16 protein-coding genes are annotated in these 18,131 nt (G+C 68.2%); 7 read left to right on the top strand and 9 right to left on the bottom strand.

The window, feature by feature from the left end; translation table 11 throughout:
- Positions 1–272: 272 nt before the first annotated feature.
- The gene (locus tag ACRWK7_RS27835) at positions 273–929 is read right to left on the bottom strand and encodes a sulfite oxidase-like oxidoreductase (protein WP_431859882.1); all 657 of its coding nucleotides are present in this window, start codon (positions 927–929) and stop codon (positions 273–275) included.
- A gap of 244 nt (positions 930–1,173) precedes the next feature.
- Here ACRWK7_RS27835 and ACRWK7_RS27830 point away from each other — a divergent pair, with 244 nt between their 5' ends.
- Positions 1,174–3,507: a mechanosensitive ion channel domain-containing protein gene (locus ACRWK7_RS27830; protein WP_431859880.1), complete on the top strand. Its 2,334-nt coding sequence runs from the start codon at positions 1,174–1,176 to the stop codon at positions 3,505–3,507.
- On the opposite strand, the gene ACRWK7_RS27825 is transcribed toward ACRWK7_RS27830, so the two are convergent.
- The gene (locus tag ACRWK7_RS27825; protein WP_431859878.1) at positions 3,504–4,631 is read right to left on the bottom strand and encodes an HD domain-containing phosphohydrolase; all 1,128 of its coding nucleotides are present in this window, start codon (positions 4,629–4,631) and stop codon (positions 3,504–3,506) included. The genes ACRWK7_RS27830 and ACRWK7_RS27825 overlap by 4 nt on opposite strands.
- A 212-nt stretch (positions 4,632–4,843) precedes the next feature.
- Between ACRWK7_RS27825 and ACRWK7_RS27820 the strand changes: the two genes are divergently transcribed.
- Entirely contained in the window at positions 4,844–5,539 is a 696-nt protein-coding gene (locus tag ACRWK7_RS27820; RefSeq protein WP_431859876.1) for an orotate phosphoribosyltransferase, read from the top strand.
- A gap of 42 nt (positions 5,540–5,581) precedes the next feature.
- Here ACRWK7_RS27820 and ACRWK7_RS27815 read toward each other — a convergent pair whose 3' ends face one another.
- Complete coding sequence (locus ACRWK7_RS27815; RefSeq protein WP_431859874.1) at positions 5,582–5,938, bottom strand: hypothetical protein; 357 nt, start codon at positions 5,936–5,938, stop codon at positions 5,582–5,584.
- Complete coding sequence (locus ACRWK7_RS27810; protein WP_431859872.1) at positions 5,935–7,728, bottom strand: glycosyl hydrolase family 17 protein; 1,794 nt, start codon at positions 7,726–7,728, stop codon at positions 5,935–5,937. The genes ACRWK7_RS27815 and ACRWK7_RS27810 overlap by 4 nt, the downstream gene beginning before the upstream one ends.
- Positions 7,729–7,988: 260 nt before the next feature.
- Here ACRWK7_RS27810 and ACRWK7_RS27805 point away from each other — a divergent pair, with 260 nt between their 5' ends.
- The 4 genes from ACRWK7_RS27805 (at position 7,989) to ACRWK7_RS27790 (ending at position 10,107) form a co-directional block, all read left to right on the top strand.
- On the top strand, positions 7,989–8,126 hold the full coding sequence (locus ACRWK7_RS27805; RefSeq protein WP_431859870.1) for a hypothetical protein: 138 nt from the start codon (positions 7,989–7,991) through the stop codon (positions 8,124–8,126).
- Positions 8,127–8,134: 8 nt separating this feature from the next.
- Positions 8,135–8,566, top strand: coding sequence for a YsnF/AvaK domain-containing protein (locus ACRWK7_RS27800; RefSeq protein ID WP_431859868.1), 432 nt, complete (start codon positions 8,135–8,137; stop codon positions 8,564–8,566).
- 3 nt (positions 8,567–8,569) lie between these two features.
- The gene (locus ACRWK7_RS27795) at positions 8,570–9,526 is read left to right on the top strand and encodes a YsnF/AvaK domain-containing protein (RefSeq protein ID WP_431859866.1); all 957 of its coding nucleotides are present in this window, start codon (positions 8,570–8,572) and stop codon (positions 9,524–9,526) included.
- Positions 9,527–9,687: 161 nt separating this feature from the next.
- The gene (locus ACRWK7_RS27790; protein WP_431859865.1) at positions 9,688–10,107 is read left to right on the top strand and encodes a PRC-barrel domain-containing protein; all 420 of its coding nucleotides are present in this window, start codon (positions 9,688–9,690) and stop codon (positions 10,105–10,107) included.
- 205 nt (positions 10,108–10,312) lie between these two features.
- Here the strand turns inward: ACRWK7_RS27790 and ACRWK7_RS27785 are convergent, their stop codons facing one another.
- The gene (locus tag ACRWK7_RS27785) at positions 10,313–11,281 is read right to left on the bottom strand and encodes a hypothetical protein (RefSeq protein WP_431859863.1); all 969 of its coding nucleotides are present in this window, start codon (positions 11,279–11,281) and stop codon (positions 10,313–10,315) included.
- Between the two features lie 160 nt (positions 11,282–11,441).
- Positions 11,442–12,887, bottom strand: coding sequence for a helix-turn-helix domain-containing protein (locus ACRWK7_RS27780; protein ID WP_431859884.1), 1,446 nt, complete (start codon positions 12,885–12,887; stop codon positions 11,442–11,444).
- Positions 12,888–13,102: 215 nt separating this feature from the next.
- Here ACRWK7_RS27780 and aceA point away from each other — a divergent pair, with 215 nt between their 5' ends.
- The gene (gene aceA, locus ACRWK7_RS27775) at positions 13,103–14,383 is read left to right on the top strand and encodes an isocitrate lyase (protein ID WP_431859861.1); all 1,281 of its coding nucleotides are present in this window, start codon (positions 13,103–13,105) and stop codon (positions 14,381–14,383) included.
- A gap of 95 nt (positions 14,384–14,478) precedes the next feature.
- Here the strand turns inward: aceA and ACRWK7_RS27770 are convergent, their stop codons facing one another.
- The 3 genes from ACRWK7_RS27770 to ACRWK7_RS27760 are packed head-to-tail and all read right to left on the bottom strand — an operon-like array spanning position 14,479 to position 18,131.
- A complete protein-coding gene (locus tag ACRWK7_RS27770; protein WP_431859859.1) occupies positions 14,479–16,008 on the bottom strand; it encodes a glycosyltransferase in 1,530 nt (509 codons plus the stop codon).
- Positions 16,009–16,054: 46 nt separating this feature from the next.
- On the bottom strand, positions 16,055–17,833 hold the full coding sequence (ptsP, locus tag ACRWK7_RS27765) for a phosphoenolpyruvate--protein phosphotransferase (protein WP_431859857.1): 1,779 nt from the start codon (positions 17,831–17,833) through the stop codon (positions 16,055–16,057).
- The gene (locus ACRWK7_RS27760) at positions 17,823–18,131 is read right to left on the bottom strand and encodes an HPr family phosphocarrier protein (protein ID WP_431859855.1); all 309 of its coding nucleotides are present in this window, start codon (positions 18,129–18,131) and stop codon (positions 17,823–17,825) included. The genes ptsP and ACRWK7_RS27760 overlap by 11 nt, the downstream gene beginning before the upstream one ends.

Below are 18,131 nucleotides of genomic sequence, written 5' to 3'. Positions count from 1 at the left end.
GCGACATGAGGCCGTACCACCCCACGCTCGCCGCCGCGTCGAGCAGCATCTGGCCGGCCGTCATGACGCCGGCACCGCCACTGCCAACAAAGGCTATCGTGACCGAGTCCACTGTCATTGCTAGTTCCTTTTCCACCCCAGTCCGGAGGTCTTGGCCGAAACCCCGAAGCCTTCTCTCTTACAGAGGTCGTAGGGCTGACGGGTTGATCCAGCGCAATCTTCGGCCCGATAGCGGGCGGAACGGGAACTTTTCGGCTCGTTTCAACGTGGGATCATTCCCCGTAGCGCTCCTCCTTCCACGGGTCGGCGTCGTTGTGGTAGCCGCGGACCTCCCAGTAGCCGCGCTTGTCCTCGGCAAGGAACTCGATTCGCCTGACCCACTTGGCGCTCTTCCAGAAGTAGCGCTTCGGCACCACCACGCGCACCGGGCCGCCGTGGTCGCGGTCGATGGGCTCGCCCTCCCAGCTAGTGGCGAGCAGCACATCCTCGTCGTCGAAAACGAACAGCGGCAGGTTGGTGGTGTAGCCGTCCGAGGAATGGAACAGCACGAAGCGCGCCTCCGGCGCCGGGCGGACCACGGACAGCAGGTGCCTGGCGCTCACGCCTTCCCAATGGTTGTCGTAGCGCGACCAGGAGGTGACGCAGTGGATGTCCGAGACATGGCGGAACACCGGCTGCGCCTGCAGGTCGTCCCAGCGCCACGTGACGGGGTTCTCGACCAGCCCGTCCACGGTCAGCTGCCAGTTCGAGCGGTCCACCCGCGGCAGGATGCCGAGGTCGAGCACCGGCCAGCCCTCGGTCCGGTGCTGGCCCGGCGGCAGGCGCTCGGTGCCCGGGGCGCCGGTCAGGCCGCGCGCCTCGCGGGCCCAGCGCTCCTTGGCGGCGATGAGCTTGGCGTCGGGTTCGCCGTCGTGGTCTGTCTCGTCCATTCCGATCAGGCTCCTTCAACGCATGGCCTTTGCCCCCTCCCTAGCCCTCCCCCGCCTTTGGCGGTGGAGGGAACTCCGCCGCTCTGCCCCTCCACCACGTGAGAGGGAGAGGGATGGGGAGGGGGATGTGCCGATAAAGCCGCTGAAATGCCACAATGATGCAGCCCTCTGCGGGTTGGCAAGCCGGCGGACGCGCGGTAGTCTCGCGGCTCTCCACACTTTCGAATTTGTCCACGGATCCGCGATGCCCCGCACGCTCGCCCGGTGGTCGGGCGCTTTGGCCGCCCTGCTCCTCCTCCTGACCGGTCCCGCCCTCGCCCAGCCGCCGGCCGCGGCGCCAGCCCCGGCCGCACCCGCGGCCCAGCCCGTCCCCGCGCCGACCCCGCCGGCCGCGGCGCAGAACGGTGCCGCCGACCAGCTGGAAGGGCTGGTGTCGACGCTGGAGGACCCGCAGGCGCGCGCCAAGCTGGTGGACCAGCTGCGCACCCTGATCGCCGCGCAGAAGGGCGGCCCCGCCGCGGAGCAGCAGCCCGCCGAGCCGGCAGCGCCCAGCGACCTGCTGCCCGACGCGCTGGGATCGCGCACGCTGGCCTATCTGGCACGGCACGTGGAGGACGCCAGCAGGCAGCTGCTGGCGGTGGCCAACGCCTTCTCCGACCTGCCGGCGGTGGCCGAGTGGGTGCGCCGCCAGATCGACGACCCCTCGGCGCGCGAGCGCTGGACGCAGCTGTCGGCCGATCTGGTGATGATCGTCATCGCCGGCGCGGTGGTCAGCCGCTTCACCAGCTTCCTGCTGCGCCGGCCGCGCCGGGCGATCGAGGCGAACCACTGCGAGCGGATGTCGGCGAAGCTGACCTTCCTGCTGCTGCGCACGGCGCTGGAGATGGTGCCGGTGATCGCCTTCGCGCTGGTCGCCTACGGCATCCTCATGCTGGGCGAGGCGGTGATGCTCTCCATGGGCTCGCGCGTGCGGCACGTGGTCATCGACATCATCACCGCCACCGTGGTGGTGCAGACTGTGCTGGTCGCCGCCAGCTTCCTGTTCGCGCCGCCGGCGCCGGGCCTGCGGCTGACCCGCATGCGCGACGAGACCGCGCATTACGCCTATGTCTGGACGCGGCGCCTCGCCATCGTCGGGGTGTACGGGTACTTCCTGGCGGACGGCGCGTTCGTCTTCGGGCTGGCGCTGGGGGCGTACGGGGCGGTGCTCAAGCTGCTCGGCCTCGCCATGGCGGCGATGCTGGTCATCCTGATCCTGCAGAACCGCAGCGCGGTCGCCGAGTGGATGCACGGCAACCCGCTGACCGGCGACGGCGACCCCGTCGACACCGCGGCGCGCGAGGCGCAGGGGCAGGGCGCGGTCATGCGCTCGGCCCGGCGGCGGCTGGCCGACATCTGGCACGTGCTGGCCATCGCCTACGTCGCGGTGGCCTTCGGCGCCTGGGTGCTGAACGTCTACGAGGGGTTCGAGTACCTGGCGAAGGCGACCATCACCAGCATCGCCATCTTCATCATCGCCCGCCTTCTGGTCAGCGGCATCAACCGGGCGCTGCGCCGCGGCTTCCGCATCTCGCCGGAGCTGGCGGTGCAGTTCCCCTCGCTGGAGGCGCGCGCCAACCGCTACATCCCGGTGCTGCACCGGGTGATCAAGACGCTGATCTGGACGGTGGCGGTGCTGATGATCCTCAACGCCTGGGGCGTCGATACCGCGGCCTGGATCGAGACGCCGGTGGGACGGCGCGTGGTGCGCAGCGTCGCCACCATCGGCGTCATGCTGGCGGTCGCCATCGTCGCCTGGGAAGTGGTCAGCGCGCTGATCGAGCGCTTCCTGCGCGGCACCGAGGTGCAGGGTACGCGGATCGAGCGCTCGGCCCGCATGCGCACGCTGCTGCCGCTGCTGCGCAACGCCTTCCTGGTGGTGCTGGTGACCATGGTGTCGCTGATCACGCTGGCCGAACTGGGCGTCAACATCGCCCCGCTGCTGGCCGGCGCCGGCGTCGTCGGCCTGGCGGTCGGTTTCGGCTCGCAGACGCTGGTCAAGGACGTCATCACCGGCCTGTTCATCCTGTTCGAGGACACCATCTCGGTCGGCGACGTGGTGGACGTCGGCGGCGGGCACTCCGGCGTGGTCGAGGCGATCTCGATCCGCACCATCCGGCTGCGCGACGGCGCCGGCGCCGTGCACTCGGTGCCGTTCAGCGCGGTGACCACGGTGAAGAACATGACCAAGGACTACTCCTTCGCCGTGTTCGACGTCTCGGTCAGCTACAGCGAGGACCCGGACCGGGTGTGCGGCGTGCTAAAGGGGATCGGCGACGACCTGCAGGCCGACCCGCTGTTCACCACCGACATCCTGGCGCCGCTGGAGGTGATGGGCATCGAGCGCTTCGCCGATTCGGCGGTGGTGATCCGCGCCCGCTTCAAGACCCGGCCACTCAAGCAGTGGGGGGTGGGGCGCGAGTTCAACAAGCGGATGAAGAAGGCCTTTGACGAGCAGGGTATCTCCATGCCCTACCCGCACATGCACCTGGTCATGGAGAAGCAGAAGCGGGAGGCCGCCGCGGCGAACGCCGGCTAAGGCGTTCCCTGCTCCTCCAGCACCTTGAGGAAGGCGTCGACCACTGCGGGGTCGAAGTGGGTGCCGGCTTCGCGCCGGATCAGGCCCAGCACGTCGCGGTGGTCCCAGGCCTCCTTGTAGGGGCGGCGGTGCAGCAGCGCGTCGTAGACGTCGGCCACCGCGACGATGCGGCCGGACAGCGGGATCGCCTCGCCCTTCAGGCCGTGCGGATAGCCGGTGCCGTCCCACTTCTCGTGGTGGCTCTCGGCGATCTCGGCGCCGAGCGACAGCGGGTTGGGGCCGCCGACGATGCCCGACGCCTCGCGCAGGATGCGGCCACCGATGGCGGCGTGCTCGCGCATCACCGCCATTTCCTGCTGGTCGAGCTTGCCGGGCTTGCCCAGGATGTGGTCGGGCACGCCCACCTTGCCGACGTCGTGCAGCATGCTGGCCAGCCCGATGTGCTCGCAGAAGACGGTGTCGACGATGTGGGCGTGGACCCCGTCGGCGCGCAGCCGCTGCGCGATGGCCGTCGCCCACCGGCCGATGCGCTTGACGTGGTCGCCGGTCACCTCGTCCTTGAACTCGGCCAGCTTGCCGAGCGCGTGCACGGTGGCGCGCTGGGCGTTCTCCAGGCCGCGGCGACCCTCCTCGATGGCACGGATGTGCTGGTAGGAGCGCAGCGCCGCCACCGTGGCGGTGAACAGGGTCTGCGCCGTCAGCTCGCTCTTTGCCTTGTAGTCGTTGATGTCGTAGCCGACGATCACCTGCCGCTCCGGCGCCAGACCGGGCTGGCCGGTGCGCAGAATGATGCGGACATGGCGGTTGCCCAGCTCCTCGCGGATGAAGTGCACCAGCTTCAGGCCGGCGTCGTCGGTCTCCATGACCACGTCGAGCAGCACGGCGGCGACATCGTCGGTAGCGCGCAGGATGGCGCGCGCCTCCTCGGCGCTGAAGGCGCTGAGAAAGGCCAGGCCGCGGCCTTCGTACTCGACGTCGTGGAGCACCACGCGGGTGATCGCGTGCACCTCAGGGTCGTCGTCGACGATCAGCACGGTCCAGGGGGCCGGCGTCGGACCGCGGCCGGCCTCGTCCTCGGCCTCGTCGGCGAACAGCAGGTCGTCGTCGTCCGATGCTCCCGACATGACCGGATCCCCCCTTGCTCCCTCCCCGGTTTTCGACTGGCACGCGGGGATTGTCAACCGCCCCGGGCAGCGTCGCGGCGGGCGCGCGAAGGGGCTGGATCTGCCACCGGCGGGCTACCCCCGAAGGGCGTCCGACGCGCTGCGATCACGGGTTGCGGGGCTACCCCGGCCGGGCGTCAACTGGAGGCGACCAACACGACGAGGGGACTGCCATGATACCGGACTCGTGGGACCTGGAGAGCCGCGAGGGCGCGGCACGGATCGCTCGCGACCTGCTGGAAACCGGTGCGGTGCGCTTCGACCCGAAGCGCCCGTTCCGCTACACCGACGATCTGGTCAGCCCGGTGCGGCTCGACGTGCGGCACCTGCTGTCCTACCCGAAGATCCGTAAGGAAGTGGTCTGTTTCGCTTGCGAAATGATCAATCAGGAGATGGGCGACGCGGAGCGCACGGGCGTGCACGACCTGGACGCGGTCGCGGCCGGCGAGGGGGCGGGGATGCCCTTCGCCACGCTGATCGCCGACAGGCTGAACCTGCCGCTGGTGATCGTCCGCAAGGACGCGCCGGAGATCGTCGGGGACGTGCAGCCCGGCTGGCGGGTGCTGCTGGTCGAGCAACTGGCGACCGACGGCCATCGCAAGGCCCGCTTCATCGAGCCGCTGCGCGCGGCCGGCTGCGTGGTGCGCGACGTGTTCGTGCTGTTCCAGTACGGGATCTTCGACTCGATCCACGAGCACCTGACGCGGCTGGGCGTCACCCTGCACGCCGCGTGCACCTGGTGGGACCTGCTGGAGGTCGCCAACCGCGGCAGCTACTTGCCGGAGGAGGCGCTGGGCGAGATTCATGCCTACCTGCACGACCCCCGGCGCTGGTGCGCCCAGCACGGCAAGCAGGCGCGGGTGGCTTGATCCTGGGAGCCCCTCCCTCACGAGGGGGGAGGGGCTTGAACCTCATCCCTCGGCCCGCTCCACCAGCACCTCGCCGTCCTTGATGACCGGCCGCCACCCCGAGGCCCTGAGCCGGTCGGTGGCGGTGGCGACCTCGGCGTCGAACATCCGCTCGGTGCCGCGGTGGCGCAGCACCAGCACCATCAGGAAGGCCAGGAAGGCATCGCCGACCAGCATGAAGACGTAGTGCCACGCCCCCTTCGCCGCGGCGACGGCAAGGCCGGTGTAAACCACCAGCAACGCCAGGAAGATCCCCAGCACCGCCAGCATGGCAACCCGGATGATCCGCCAGAGGCGGCGGAAGCGCTCGGCGCGGGCGATGGTGTCGCGGGCCTCGGCCACATCGCGAGGGAGGCTCATGGCCGCACCTCGCCGGGCTGCGCGGCGCCGGCCGGCTGGGCGGCGCGGGCCAGGCGGACGCTGGCCAGGAAGGGCAGCGACAGCATCGCCTGCAACCCGGCCCACACCAGCGCCTCGACGTTGGGATGCGCCCAGTCGATGGCGCTCAAGGGCATGGCGCTGGTGCCGGCGAGCCAGCCACGCAACGGCGCGTCCACCGGCAGCACGCCCTCGGCGAGCAGCGTCAGCGTGGCGCCGATGAGCAGCAGGCGGCCCAGCCACAGCTCGGCGCGCGGAGCACGGACGGGCGTGCGCACCACCGCCACCGCCGGGCGGAACAGCGACCCCGCCGCCATGGCCGAGCGCCAGTCGGTGCCGGCCGGCCGCCGGCCGGCGCGCAGCCAGCCGAGGATCGGCAGCCCCAGCGCCGGGATCGCCGCGTACCAGGTCGGGAAGTTGCGGTAGCGGCCGTCGAAGACGATCAGGAAGCTCCACACCACCAGCAAAGCGGTCAGCGCCAGCGTCACCGCGGCGCCGACGCGGTCGAGGCGGCCGTATCCGGCGTCGCGGACGAGGCCGCGCAGCGGCTCCGCCGACAGGCCGCGGCCGGAGGACAGCGCGCGGTGCGCCGCCATCAGGATGCACAGGCCGAGCGCGCCGGTCAGCGCCAGCATGACGGCGGTCAGCGTCAGGTCCTGCCAGTAATAGCTCCAGTGCAGCCCCAGGTCGGCGGCGTGCAGATACAGGCTGGCGAAGCCGTCGCTCAACACCGCCAGCGCCGCCAGGGCGGAGAGCGGCAGCGCCGGGCCGCTGGCGACCAGCACGCCGACCAGCGCGCTGCCGGCGATGACCGACAGCGCGGCGTGCTCGACCCACTTCGGATTCTCCACCACCGGGCCGGCCAGCGAGAACTTCGGCTTGCGGTCCACCGTGTAGAGGCCCCAATGGCCGCCGACGGTGCCCTCCAGCTTCTGCTTCCAGTTCTGGTCGAACGCCTCGATGATGTTGACGTCGAAGCCCTCCGTCCCGGCCAGCCGGATCACCTGGTTGATGAACTGCGCCTTGGCGACGAGGCCCGGCGCCGCGGCGCCGCGGGCGCGGCCGGCGGTCGGCCAGCCGGTTTCGCCGATCAGGATCGGCTTGCCGGGGAAGCGCTGCGAGATCTCGCGGTAGGACCAGGCGATGTGCTCGGCCCCCTTCTCGACGCTGGCCGGGATGTCCTCCCAGTAGGGCAGCAGGTGGATGGTGATGTAGTCCACCTCCTTCGCCATCTGCGGGTACTTCAGCCACCACTCCCAGACGTCGGCGTAGGACACCGGCTGCTTGATCGCGGCCTTCACCTTGCGCAGGTAGCCGGTGATCTGCTCCGGCGTCAGCTCGCCGCGCAGCAGCACCTCGTTGCCGACGATCACGCGGGTGATGGTGTCCGGGTAGCGGTTGGCGAGCGCGATCAGCGAGTTCACCTCCGCCTCGTTCTTGTCGAGCTTGCTCGACAGCCAGGCGCCCATGGTGACCTGCAGGCCGTGCTTCTTCGCCAGTTCCGGCACCACCTCCAGCCCCTCCAGCGAGGTGTAGGTGCGGATGCCCGCCACCTGCGGGGCGATGGCCGCCAGATCCTCATCGATCTGCTCGGTCGAGGGGTAGACGCGCGTCAGCGGGCTCTGCCCGTCGCGGAACGGGGCGAAGGAGACGCTTTTCAGCTTGCCGCCGGGGGGCGGGTCGAGCGGCACCGGCCGGTTGGGAAGGTACCACAGGGCGGCGGTGCCGAGGCCGGCCACGAGGAGCACGGCGAGGAGTTTCAGGATGCGCATGGACCCACTGTCTACACGAAAGACGCATCTGGACAAAAGGGCGGGGTGGCCAGTGGCGTGCCTATCGCACCGCACAGGCCACCCCGAGGTTGACCCAACGTGAGGGACGCGCCTTCACGCTGGTTATGAACGTGGGCACCGGCGGATTATTCCGCGTCGCGCGGGCGCGGCGGCGGCGAACAATTAAGTAGTAAGGTATCGAAGCTTTTTCGGTGTGCGCTGTTGGGATGGGTCCTTCGATGCCTTTTGGAGGTGACCCAATGACCAACGAGCACGGACCCAAGAAGGTCGGCGTCTACAACGACGGCGGCCCCGGCGGTTCGGCCGGGCTCAACTGGACCTGGATCATCGTCGGGCTGATCGTCCTGGCGATCGTCCTGTACCTGATTCTGCGCTGAGCACGGCCATGTCCGACGACCGGGAGACGGTCGTACCGCTTCACCAGGAGACGGTGTCCGTCGACAAGCGCCGCGTCGAGCGCGGCGTCGTGCGCGTGACCACCACGGTCAGCGAACGCGAGGAGATCGTCCGCCAGACGCTGGAGCAGGAGGAGGTCGAGGTGACGCGGGTTCCCGTCGGCCGCGAGGTCGGGGAACGGCCGGAGATCCGGCAGGAGGGCGACACCACGATCATCCCCCTGGTCGAGGAAGTGCTGGTGGTGGAGCGGCGACTCGTCCTGCGCGAGGAAATCCACCTGCGCCGCAAGACGCGCACCGTGCAGGCCGAGCAGCCCGTCACCCTGCGGTCCGAGGACGCCATCATCGACCGCATCGAGACCAATCGACCCGACGAGCCCGGCGGGCGGGGTGCCGGGCCATCCAACACATCCGAGGAGTGAGACATGCACCGCACCATCGTGGCCCTTTACGACACCCGCAGCGACGCCGAGGTCGCCGTGCGCGACCTGGAGGCTGACGGCTTCGACCGCAGCGCCACCGAGATCATCACCCACGCCGAGGCGGTGACCGGCATCGGCTCGGCCGCCGGGCAGGACTACATCGACACCGACTACGCGCGGCAGAACAGCGGCGGCTTCCTGACCCGTCTGACCAGCTGGAACGTCCCGGAGCGTGACGCCCACGTCTACGCCGAGGGCGTGCGGCGCGGCGGCGCCCTGCTGAAGCTGCGCGTCGATGACGACGACGTGGACCGCGCCGTCGCCGTGCTGGAGCGCGGCAACGTGGTGGACGTCGAGCAGCGCGAGGCCGCCTACCGCACCACCGGCTGGAGCGGCTACGACGAGACGGCGGCGCCCTACGACGAGACCACGGCCGCCGAGGAGCGCGCCCGCCACGCCACCGGCCTGAGCGGCGCCGCGCAGTCGTTCCGCGACGTCAACACCACCGATACGACCTACAGCGACTCCACCGCCCGCCGCGGCGTGGACGTGGACCGCGAGGAGGTCATCCCGGTCGCCGAGGAAAAGCTGGACATCGGCAAGCGCGCGGTCGAGGGCGGCGTCGTGCGGGTGCGCACCTACGTCACCGAGACCCCGGTGAACGAGACGGTGAACCTGCGCCAGGAGCACGTGCACGTCGAGCGCCGTGCCGTCGACCGCGCTGTGGACGACCTGCCGGAGGACGCCTTCCGCGAGCGCGAGATCGAGGTGCGCGAGACCGCCGAGGAGGCGGTGGTGCAGAAGCGCGCCCACGTGACGGAGGAGGTCGTCATCCGCAAGGACGTCGAAGAGCGGGCGCAGAACGTCTCCGACACCGTCCGCCGCACCGAGGTGGAGATCGACGACGGCCGCACCGGCACCGACCGCCCGTTGCGCCGCGACGACGACCTGGAGCGCTGACCGGGGTACCGCGCCGGTCTGGAAGGGGGGAGGGCGGCCGCCGGGCCGCCCTTCTTTTGCGGGGTGACCCTGTGCGGGCGGGCTACCCCGTCAGTACTGGGAAGCTTTGCGGACGCACGGCGTTTATTCCCTTACCTTTCGAACCGTATGGGGAGATTACCATGAAGACCCTGATGACCGCGTTCGGTGTTGCCGCGCTTCTCGCCGCCGCTCCCGCCATGGCGCAGACCAACAAGGCGCCGGCCAAGGAGGTGACGCCCTCGGTGGCGGCGGTGGATGGGCAACTCGACCCGGCGCTGGCGCGCATGAGCGCCGACCAGCTCAAGGGCAAGGACGTCTACGGCACCGACGGCAAGGAGATCGCCGAGATCGAAGGCGTGGTCCGCAAGGGCTCGGCCACCTACGTGGTGCTCGACGTCGACCATGTGGTGAACATGAGCGACAAGGACGTGGTGCTGCCGGCCAACCGCCTGCACATGAAGGGCGACAAGCTGACCCTCGACATGACCAAGGACCAGATCCAGGGCCTGGAGAAGTGGCAGAAGGGCAAGTACGAGGACGTCAAGGGCGCGCTGAAATAAGCTGAGGCGCGGCAACGGGCCGGCGGGCGGGCGCTTTGGGGCGCCGGTCCGCCGGCTTTTGCTTTTCCAGAAGTAGGTATCCCAAGGTGAGCCAAATGTTAAATTGATTTTTTCTATGTTGATAGCAAAACTATCAGTACATTGCTGCTATGTTTCTGATAATACAGCCGCGATAGATGCTATGATAAATATTTTTTGGGCGTAGTCAATGTTGAGGTTTCTTGCTAGGATGGCGAATTTCAAAGGCCTTTCGTAGCTGAAAGATATGCGGAGGAATGTCGTTCCTGGGATCTGGTAAGTCAGTATAGTTGAATCTCGAACCTATTACTCGGTTCACCACGAGAGGAATGAAAGCTTCGTGCTGTCCTTCAGTCTCATCACCCAAACGGGCCTCCAAGTCAACTTCAATAGCTAGCCCCGCGTCAGCATGGAACGGAGCGCGCCCAAGTGCTTCTGAGAACGCTTCGGCTAAAGGTTTGGGTAAGCCTCTGAGTATATCGCTGAGTAGATGTGGAGAAAAATCAAAGCTTACACAATGATCTTCCTCGCAAAATTCACAATTTGCAGATGCTGTCATTAATTCATCATTGACTCTCCCAAAATAACCTAGCCGAACCTTTGGAAAGGTAATCTCTGCATTGGGGGAGAATCCCAGGCGAACCAACTTAAAGCCGAGGTCTGGCGCAAAATTACGCAGAGATGGCTCAAGTAAGTACTTATGCCCAAGATGTCTTTCAATGAGGTCCCATTTTTCGTTAAAATCTTTAAACTCCAGCGTCAGCAATGGGGCAGGGGATTCAACGGAAAAGACTGCTAACATTTTCCCATTGCATAGCGCAAAATGCTGACAGCGCACCTCCGGATGTATGGCATAACTATATGCCTGCTGTACGTTATCCTGTGAAAGCACGCTTTCGGCAGGTGATTTCGCATCAAGAACTAATATTGGCTTCCCATCATGCAAAAACGTATAATCTGGAACAATGGAGACTGGGTGCTTCCGAGTTCCTGCGTAGATAAAATTGTTGGTTAGCGTCTTGCTTCTTATTACCTGTACCTTGCCTGATGGTCTGTATCCGAGCCGATTTAGAATGGGAATTATAATCAACTCCCGTACAGAGTCTTCCTTAAAACCGGGGTCGTCTAGAAGGGCGAGGTCAAATTCTCCGAACATGGTTTATGCTCCCGGAAGGAAAGTTTCGCGTAGTGGGGCGGCATATTATGCGAAAATGATAAGCAAATAAGCACAAGTTGGCAATGATCTAATTGCATACGCACTTGTAGATTGTGTTATTGCATCAGCTTCGTTACTGATATTTGGCATTTGGACACCCTCACCGCTCCCCCGGCGGCGGTGCGAACAGGAACGGCGTCACCCCCCGCAAATTCTCGTCCACGATCAGCCGGTGGTTCAGCGGCGGGAACGCGCGCTGCGAACAGTCCGACCGCGGGCACAGGCGGCAGTTGACGCCGATGGGGGTGGCGGCCTCGGTGTGCTCCAGGTCGATGCCGTCGGCGTAGACGATCTGGCCGGCGTGCGCCACGTCGCAGCCCAGCGCCATGGCGAACTGCTGCGGCGGGCTGCGGTAGCCGCCTCCCGCCTTCACCGCCGTCCGCGCGATCGAGAAATAGGCCGTGCCGTCCGGCATCTGCGCCAGCTGCGTGTGGATCTTGCCCGGCGTGCGGAATGCCTCGTAGACGATCCAGCGCGGGCAGCCGCCGCCGAACCGCGCGAAGTGGAACCCCGCGCCGGAGAAGCGCTTCGACACGTTGCCGGCGCTGTCCACCCGGATCAGAAAGAACGGCACCCCGCGCGCGCCCGGCCGCTGCAGGGTGGTCAGCCGGTGGCAGACCTGCTCGAAGCTGGCGTCGAAGCGGCGGCGCAGCACGTCGATGTCGTAGCGCTCGCGCTTCGCCCCCTCCAGGAAGCGGTCGTAGGGCATCAGCACCGCGCCGGCGAAGTAGTTGGTCAGCCCGATCCGCGCCAGCCGCCGCGCCTCGTCACCCGACAGGTTGGCGGCATCGACGATTCCGTTGATCAGCTCACGGTGGCGCAGCAGCGCGATCTGCGCCGCCAGTTGGAAGTTGCGCCCCGACGGCGCCAGCATCTCCGACACCAGGATGCGCCGGCCGTGCCGGTCGAAGCGCCGCACCGCGTAGCCCATCACGTCGGCCGGCATGATCTTGACCCGGACGCCCTGCTCCTTCAGCAGCCAGTCGACGAGGCCGCGGTACAGGTCGCCGCGCTCCGGGTTCGCCTCGGCCCACAGCGCCTCGGCCACCGCCTCGATCTCGGGGAAGTGGTTGTGGTGGGCATGGAAGAAGTCGCGCACCTCCTCCAGCGGGAACTGCGCGTTGTGCACCAGGTTCAGCTTGTCGCGGTCGGCCAGCCGTTCGCCGAGGTTCTGCAGGTCCTCGCGCTGCTCGCGGAACGCCCGGTACAGCGTCACCACCGCCTGCCCCAGCGTCGGCGCCACGGCGGCCAACTCCTTGAGGTCCTGGTTCTTGATGTCGGAGCCGTCGAACAGCGTATCGGCGAACACCTCGCGTAGGCCGGCCACCAGCCGGCTCTCCTCGTCCTCGGCGAAGGCCTGCAGGTCGACGCCGAAGTTCTGCCCCAGCTTCAGCAGCAGCGGCACCGTCACCGGGCGCTGGTTGTGCTCGATCAGGTTCAGGTAGCTCGCCGAGATGCCCAGCTGGTCGGCCATCTGCGCCTGGGTCAGCCCGCGCTCGCGCCGCAGGCGCCGCACCTTGGGTCCCAGCATCGCCTTCTTGTCCATCATCCGACCCTGCCCCACGCCCTGTCCGGGCTACCCCGCACTGCGATGTAAATTTACTAACTTTACGAATTTACAGGATATGACGAACAGCGCTTTACAAGCTTACCTTTTTACGAACAAGCACTTATTGCCATCCCGCACAGATCGTCATAACTGTGAAGCATGTGCTGCACCGCACCGCGGGGCGCAAACAAAGACAAGAAGGAACTCGCACTATGGCACCGCTCGACGAGAAGACCAAGGCCGCCATCCGCGCCGCCCGCTTCGAAGGCATCCGCCGCGACTACACCGACGCCGATGTCAAGCGCCTGAGCGGCTCCGTCAAGATCGAGTACACGCTGGCCGAGATGGGCGCGCAGCGCCTGTGGGAGCTGCTGAACACCGAGCCGTACATCAACACGCTGGGCGCGTTGACCGGCAACCAGGCGATGCAGGCGGTGAAGGCCGGCCTGAAGGCCATCTACCTGTCGGGCTGGCAGGTCGCCGGCGACGCCAACCTGGCCGGCCAGATGTACCCGGACCAGAGCCTGTACCCGGCCAACTCGGTGCCGGCGGTGGTCGAGCGCATCAACAACACCTTCAAGCGCGCCGACGAGATCCAGACCGCCGAGGGCAAGGGCGACACCTACTGGTTCGCGCCGATCATCGCCGACGCCGAGGCCGGCTTCGGCGGCCCGCTGAACGCCTTCGAGCTGATGAAGGCCATGATCAAGGCCGGCGCCTCGGGCGTGCACTTCGAGGACCAGCTGGCCTCCGAGAAGAAGTGCGGCCACCTCGGCGGCAAGGTGCTGATCCCGACGCAGCAGCACATCCGCACGCTGAACGCCGCCCGCCTCGCCGCGGACACCATGGGCACCTCGACCGTCCTGCTGTGCCGCACCGACGCGGAGTCGGCGCAGCTCATCACCTCGGACGTTGACGAGCGCGACCATCCGTTCATCGACTTCGACGCCGGCCGCACCTCCGAGGGCTTCTTCCGCCTGAAGAAGGGCACGGGTGTCGATCACTGCATCGCCCGCGGCATTTCCTACGCGCCGTACTCCGACCTGCTGTGGTGGGAGACCTCCAAGCCGAACCTTGAGGAGGCCAAGCGCTTCGCCGAGGCGGTCCGCAAGGAGTTCCCGAACAAGCTGCTGGCCTACAACTGCTCGCCGAGCTTCAACTGGAAGGGCAACCTGGACAAGGACGACATCGCCAAGTTCCAGCGCGAGATCGGCGCCATGGGCTACAAGTTCCAGTTCGTGACGCTGGCCGGCTTCCACAGCCTGAACTACTCGGCCTTCATGCTGGCCAAGGGCTACGCGGAGCGCGGCATGGCCGCCTACTCGGAGCTGCAGGAGGCGGAGTTCGCCGCGGAGTCGCTCGGCTACACCGCCACCAAGCACCAGCGCGAGGTCGGCACCGGCTACTTCGACCAGGTCGCCACGGCGATCTCCGGCGGCCAATCCTCGACCACCGCGTACAAGGACTCCACCGAGGCCGATCAGTTCCATTGATCGGTACACGGTACGAACTCAGGGCACTTAGGCTGACGCTCTGATAGACTGCGGCCGGAGGGGGGCTTCCCTCCGGCCGTTTTTTTCGTGCCGCCTCAGAGAAGCCGAAGGCCGTCCTGCGCGGGATCGATGGCGCCGAGTTCCTCGAACAGGGCTTCGATGCGGTCGACCGTGCGGGCGATGGTGAAGGCGAGGGCACGCTCCTGGCCGGCCCGGGCGAGCTGCGCCCAGCGCCCGGGGTCGGCGGCCAGCGCCGCCAGCCGGTCGGCGAGATCGTCCGCGTCGCCGTTCGTGAAGTGAAGGCCGTCAACGCCGTCGCGCACGATCTCGCGGCTGCCGCCGGTAGCGCTCGTCACCACCGTCACGCCGGAGGCCATCGCTTCGACCTGGGAGATGCCGAAGGGCTCGTCGTAGGTGCTGGGAAAGACCAGGACGTTGCTCCGCGCCAGCAACCGGATCATGCCAAGCCGGTCGAGGAAGCCCTGGAAGCGGACGCGCCCGCCGAAGCCCAGCGCCTCGCACCGCTGCCGGACCGCGTCGAACAGCTGCGGGTCGAGCACTTCGCCGGCGAAGACGCAGTCGAAGTCGATACCCCGCTCCGCCAGCAGGGCCAGCGCCTCGACCAGCACCTGAGGACCCTTGTAGTCGACGAAGAGGCTGGCAAAGGCGATGCGCAGGCGGTCGAAGGCGGGCGGGAAGGGGCGGTGGAAGAGGTCGACGCGCGCGCCCGGATAAAGGACAGTCGCACGGGAGACGTTGTAAAGCTCCCTGGCCATGCTCCCCATGACCCAGTGACTGGCCGGCCCCAGGCGGAAGAGCGGCGAGGTCGGCATTCCTCGGAAGGAATAGCTCGGCGTGCTGTTGCCGATGCAGTGGACGACCGGCACCCCGGCATCCGCCAGCACCGACAGAAAGCCGTTGGCCAGCATGTCGAGGTTGCCGACGAGGCAGGCGTCGCAGTCGAACGCGTAGGCGTCGTCGAGGATCCGCTGGTTGTTGTCGTGCGCGATCGCCTTGATCCGCTCCGGGTCGGGATCGAGGTGGGCGACGCCGTCTTCCCACGCCCCGTACAGGGACAATGAGCGCTCGACCGCGTCTTCCAGATCCGTGTCCCCGGCGACGCCGGGGCGGACGAACTCCGGCCGGTCGGCGCAGAGCACCCGCACGGCGTGACCGCGCCGGCGAAGCTCGGCCGCGAACTCCCACATCTTGCGGCCGTAGCCGCCGAACTCCTGCGGGGGGAACAGGTTGGTGACGATCAGAACGCGGCGCGTTTCGCCGCAGCTCGGCCGCTCGGCCCGCCGCAGCGCCTCATGGTAGCCGGCCCAGCGCGGGTCTTCGGCCGTCTCGACCGTCGCGACGGGGGCCATCGTGTTCCAATTGCCGTTCCAGCGCCGGACCTCAGCCTCGGCGACCGCGGCCTCAGCGGGGCGGCCCTGGGCGGCGGCGACGCGTGCCAGCGCCTCCAACGCTCCCACGTGTGCCCGGTCGAGCCCGATTGCCCGCCGGAGATGCCGTTCCTCGTCCTGAAGGTCGCCCCGCCGGCGGGCGCGCACGGAGTCCTCGAACGCCTCGTCGGCGGTCAGGGCCAGTCCGGTCGGAATTGGGGCGGTGGGGTCGGACAAGCGGGCCTCCTCGCGCGGTGCTTCGCGTGCGTGTCGGAAAGCGCGGTCACGCCGTCGCGTTGAAGTCGTCCAGCAGTGCGGCGATGCGGCCGCTGTCGGACTGGTCCATGATGACGCGTGCCCGGCGGGTCGCCTCCATCAGGTCCATGGCGCGGATGCGGCGCTTGACCACCGGGATCGCCAGCGGCGCCATCGACAGCTCACGGATGCCCAAGCCCAGCAGCAGCGCCGTGTGCCGCGGGTCGCCGGCGATCTCGCCGCACACGCTGACCGGGATGCGGGCGCGCAGCGCCGCCTCCACGGTGAACTGGATCAGGCGCAGCACCGCGGGGTGCAGCGGGTCGTACAGGCTGGCCACCTGCTCGTCGCCGCGGTCGATGGCCAGCGTGTACTGCGTCAGGTCGTTGGTGCCGATGGCGAAGAAGTCGGCGGCGTAGCTCAGCGCGTCGGCCGACAGCGCCGCGCCCGGCACCTCCACCATCACGCCCACCGGCGGCAGCGGGTCGGCGATGGGAACGCCGCGGCGCCTCAGGCGGCGGGCAACGGTGGCGATCATCTCGCGCACCGTCTGCACCTCGGCCACCGAGCAGATCATCGGCAGCAGGATGCGCAGCGGCCCGTGCGCCCCAGCGCGCAGCATGGCGGCGAGCTGCGTCTCCAAGAGCTTCGGTTCGCGCAGGCCGAGGCGGATGGCGCGCAGGCCGAGCGCCGGGTTGGCCGGCTCGGTGTAGCGGCCGGTCATCCAGCCGGCCAGCTTCTCGCCGCCGACGTCCATGGTGCGCGCGGTCACCGGGCGGCCGCCCATCCCCTCGACGATGGCGCGCAGCAAGCCGTACTGCTCGTCCTCGTCGGGCAGGTCGTCGCGGTTCATGAACATGAACTCGGTGCGCAGCAGGCCGACGCCCTGGGCGCCACCATCCAGCGCGTTGTCCAGGTCGCGCGGCAGCTCCAGGTTGGCCTGCAGGATCACCGAGGTGGAGTCGCGCGTCACCGCCGGCAGACGCTTCAACGTCTTGAGCTTCTCGCGCTCCTTCTGCCGCTCGGTGCGGCGGCGGGCGTACTCGGCCAGTTCCTCGGGCGTCGGGTCGATGACGACGCGGCCGTTGATGCCGTCCACCACCACCTGGGTGCCGTGCCGCACCCCGGTCAGCAGCCCGGCGACGCCCAGCACCGCCGGCACGCCCAGCGAGCGCGCCATGATCGCGGTGTGCCCCTCCGCCCCGCCCAGCACGGTGGCGAAGCCGGCGACGTGGCGCGGGTCGATCAGCGCGGTGTCGGCCGGGGTCAGCTCCTCGGCCAGGATGATGGTGCCGGGCGGCAGCAGCGAGAACGCCTGGTACTCGTGCCGCATCAGCGCGCGGATGACGCGCCGGCCGACCTCGCGCACGTCGTCGACGCGCGCGGCGAGGTAGGCGTCGCCCATGGCGGCGAAGGTCTCGGCGATGACGGCGATCTCCGCCTGCACGGCGGCCTCGGCGTTGATCGCCTCCTCGCGGATGCGCCGCTCCACCCCGCGGGTCAGGCGCGAGTTGGTCAGCATGGCGAGGTGGGCGTCCATCAGGATGCCGATCTCCTCCGACGCCGACTCGGGCAGCACCAGGGCCTTGGTCTTCAGCTTGCGGATCTGCCGGCGCGCCTTGCTGCAGGCGTCGGCGAAGCGTTCGACCTCGGCGTCGATCCGGTCGGCCTGCAGCGCGTATTCGGGAACGCGGACGGCACCGCTCTCCACGATGTGCGCCGGGCCGATGGCGATGCCGGGGGAGACGCCCAGGCCGCGCAGCGTACGGCTGACCGCGGCGGCGCCCGGCGGGGAATCAGTCTTCATCGAACTTGCGCAGGATCAGGTCGGCAAGCGCGCCGATGGCGGCCTCGGCCTCGGCGCCGTAGCCGCACAGCTCCACCGTGGTGCCGGGGCCGGCGGCCAGCATCATCAGGCCCATGATCGATTCGCCCGACACCACGGTCTCGCCGCGGCGCACCTCGACCTCGCAGTCGTACTTGGCGACCAGCTTGACGAACTTGGCGGCGGCGCGGGCGTGCAGGCCGCGCTGGTTGGTGATGGTCAGCGTCTGGCAGACCTCGGGCGCTTGGTGGGGCGCCTGCCGGTTGGCGTCGTCGGACAT

The organism is Azospirillum sp., assembly GCF_050789165.1.
This window is presented reverse-complemented; position numbering and strand designations above follow the sequence as displayed.

Bases quoted from the DNA above. Each gene is read 5' to 3' on its own strand.
- ACRWK7_RS27800 (WP_431859868.1), top strand. From the start codon at position 8,135: ATGTCCGACGACCGGGAGACGGTCGTACCGCTTCACCAGGAGACGGTG.
- ACRWK7_RS27795 (WP_431859866.1), top strand. From the start codon at position 8,570: ATGCACCGCACCATCGTGGCCCTTTACGACACCCGCAGCGACGCCGAG.
- ACRWK7_RS27760 (WP_431859855.1), bottom strand. From the start codon at position 18,131: ATGTCCGACGACGCCAACCGGCAGGCGCCCCACCAAGCGCCCGAGGTC.
- ACRWK7_RS27780 (WP_431859884.1), bottom strand. From the start codon at position 12,887: ATGGACAAGAAGGCGATGCTGGGACCCAAGGTGCGGCGCCTGCGGCGC.
- ACRWK7_RS27825 (WP_431859878.1), bottom strand. From the start codon at position 4,631: ATGTCGGGAGCATCGGACGACGACGACCTGCTGTTCGCCGACGAGGCC.
- ACRWK7_RS27805 (WP_431859870.1), top strand. From the start codon at position 7,989: ATGACCAACGAGCACGGACCCAAGAAGGTCGGCGTCTACAACGACGGC.
- ACRWK7_RS27790 (WP_431859865.1), top strand. From the start codon at position 9,688: ATGAAGACCCTGATGACCGCGTTCGGTGTTGCCGCGCTTCTCGCCGCC.
- ACRWK7_RS27810 (WP_431859872.1), bottom strand. From the start codon at position 7,728: ATGCGCATCCTGAAACTCCTCGCCGTGCTCCTCGTGGCCGGCCTCGGC.
- aceA (WP_431859861.1), top strand. From the start codon at position 13,103: ATGGCACCGCTCGACGAGAAGACCAAGGCCGCCATCCGCGCCGCCCGC.
- ACRWK7_RS27830 (WP_431859880.1), top strand. From the start codon at position 1,174: ATGCCCCGCACGCTCGCCCGGTGGTCGGGCGCTTTGGCCGCCCTGCTC.
- ACRWK7_RS27785 (WP_431859863.1), bottom strand. From the start codon at position 11,281: ATGTTCGGAGAATTTGACCTCGCCCTTCTAGACGACCCCGGTTTTAAG.
- ACRWK7_RS27835 (WP_431859882.1), bottom strand. From the start codon at position 929: ATGGACGAGACAGACCACGACGGCGAACCCGACGCCAAGCTCATCGCC.
- ACRWK7_RS27815 (WP_431859874.1), bottom strand. From the start codon at position 5,938: ATGAGCCTCCCTCGCGATGTGGCCGAGGCCCGCGACACCATCGCCCGC.
- ACRWK7_RS27820 (WP_431859876.1), top strand. From the start codon at position 4,844: ATGATACCGGACTCGTGGGACCTGGAGAGCCGCGAGGGCGCGGCACGG.
- ptsP (WP_431859857.1), bottom strand. From the start codon at position 17,833: ATGAAGACTGATTCCCCGCCGGGCGCCGCCGCGGTCAGCCGTACGCTG.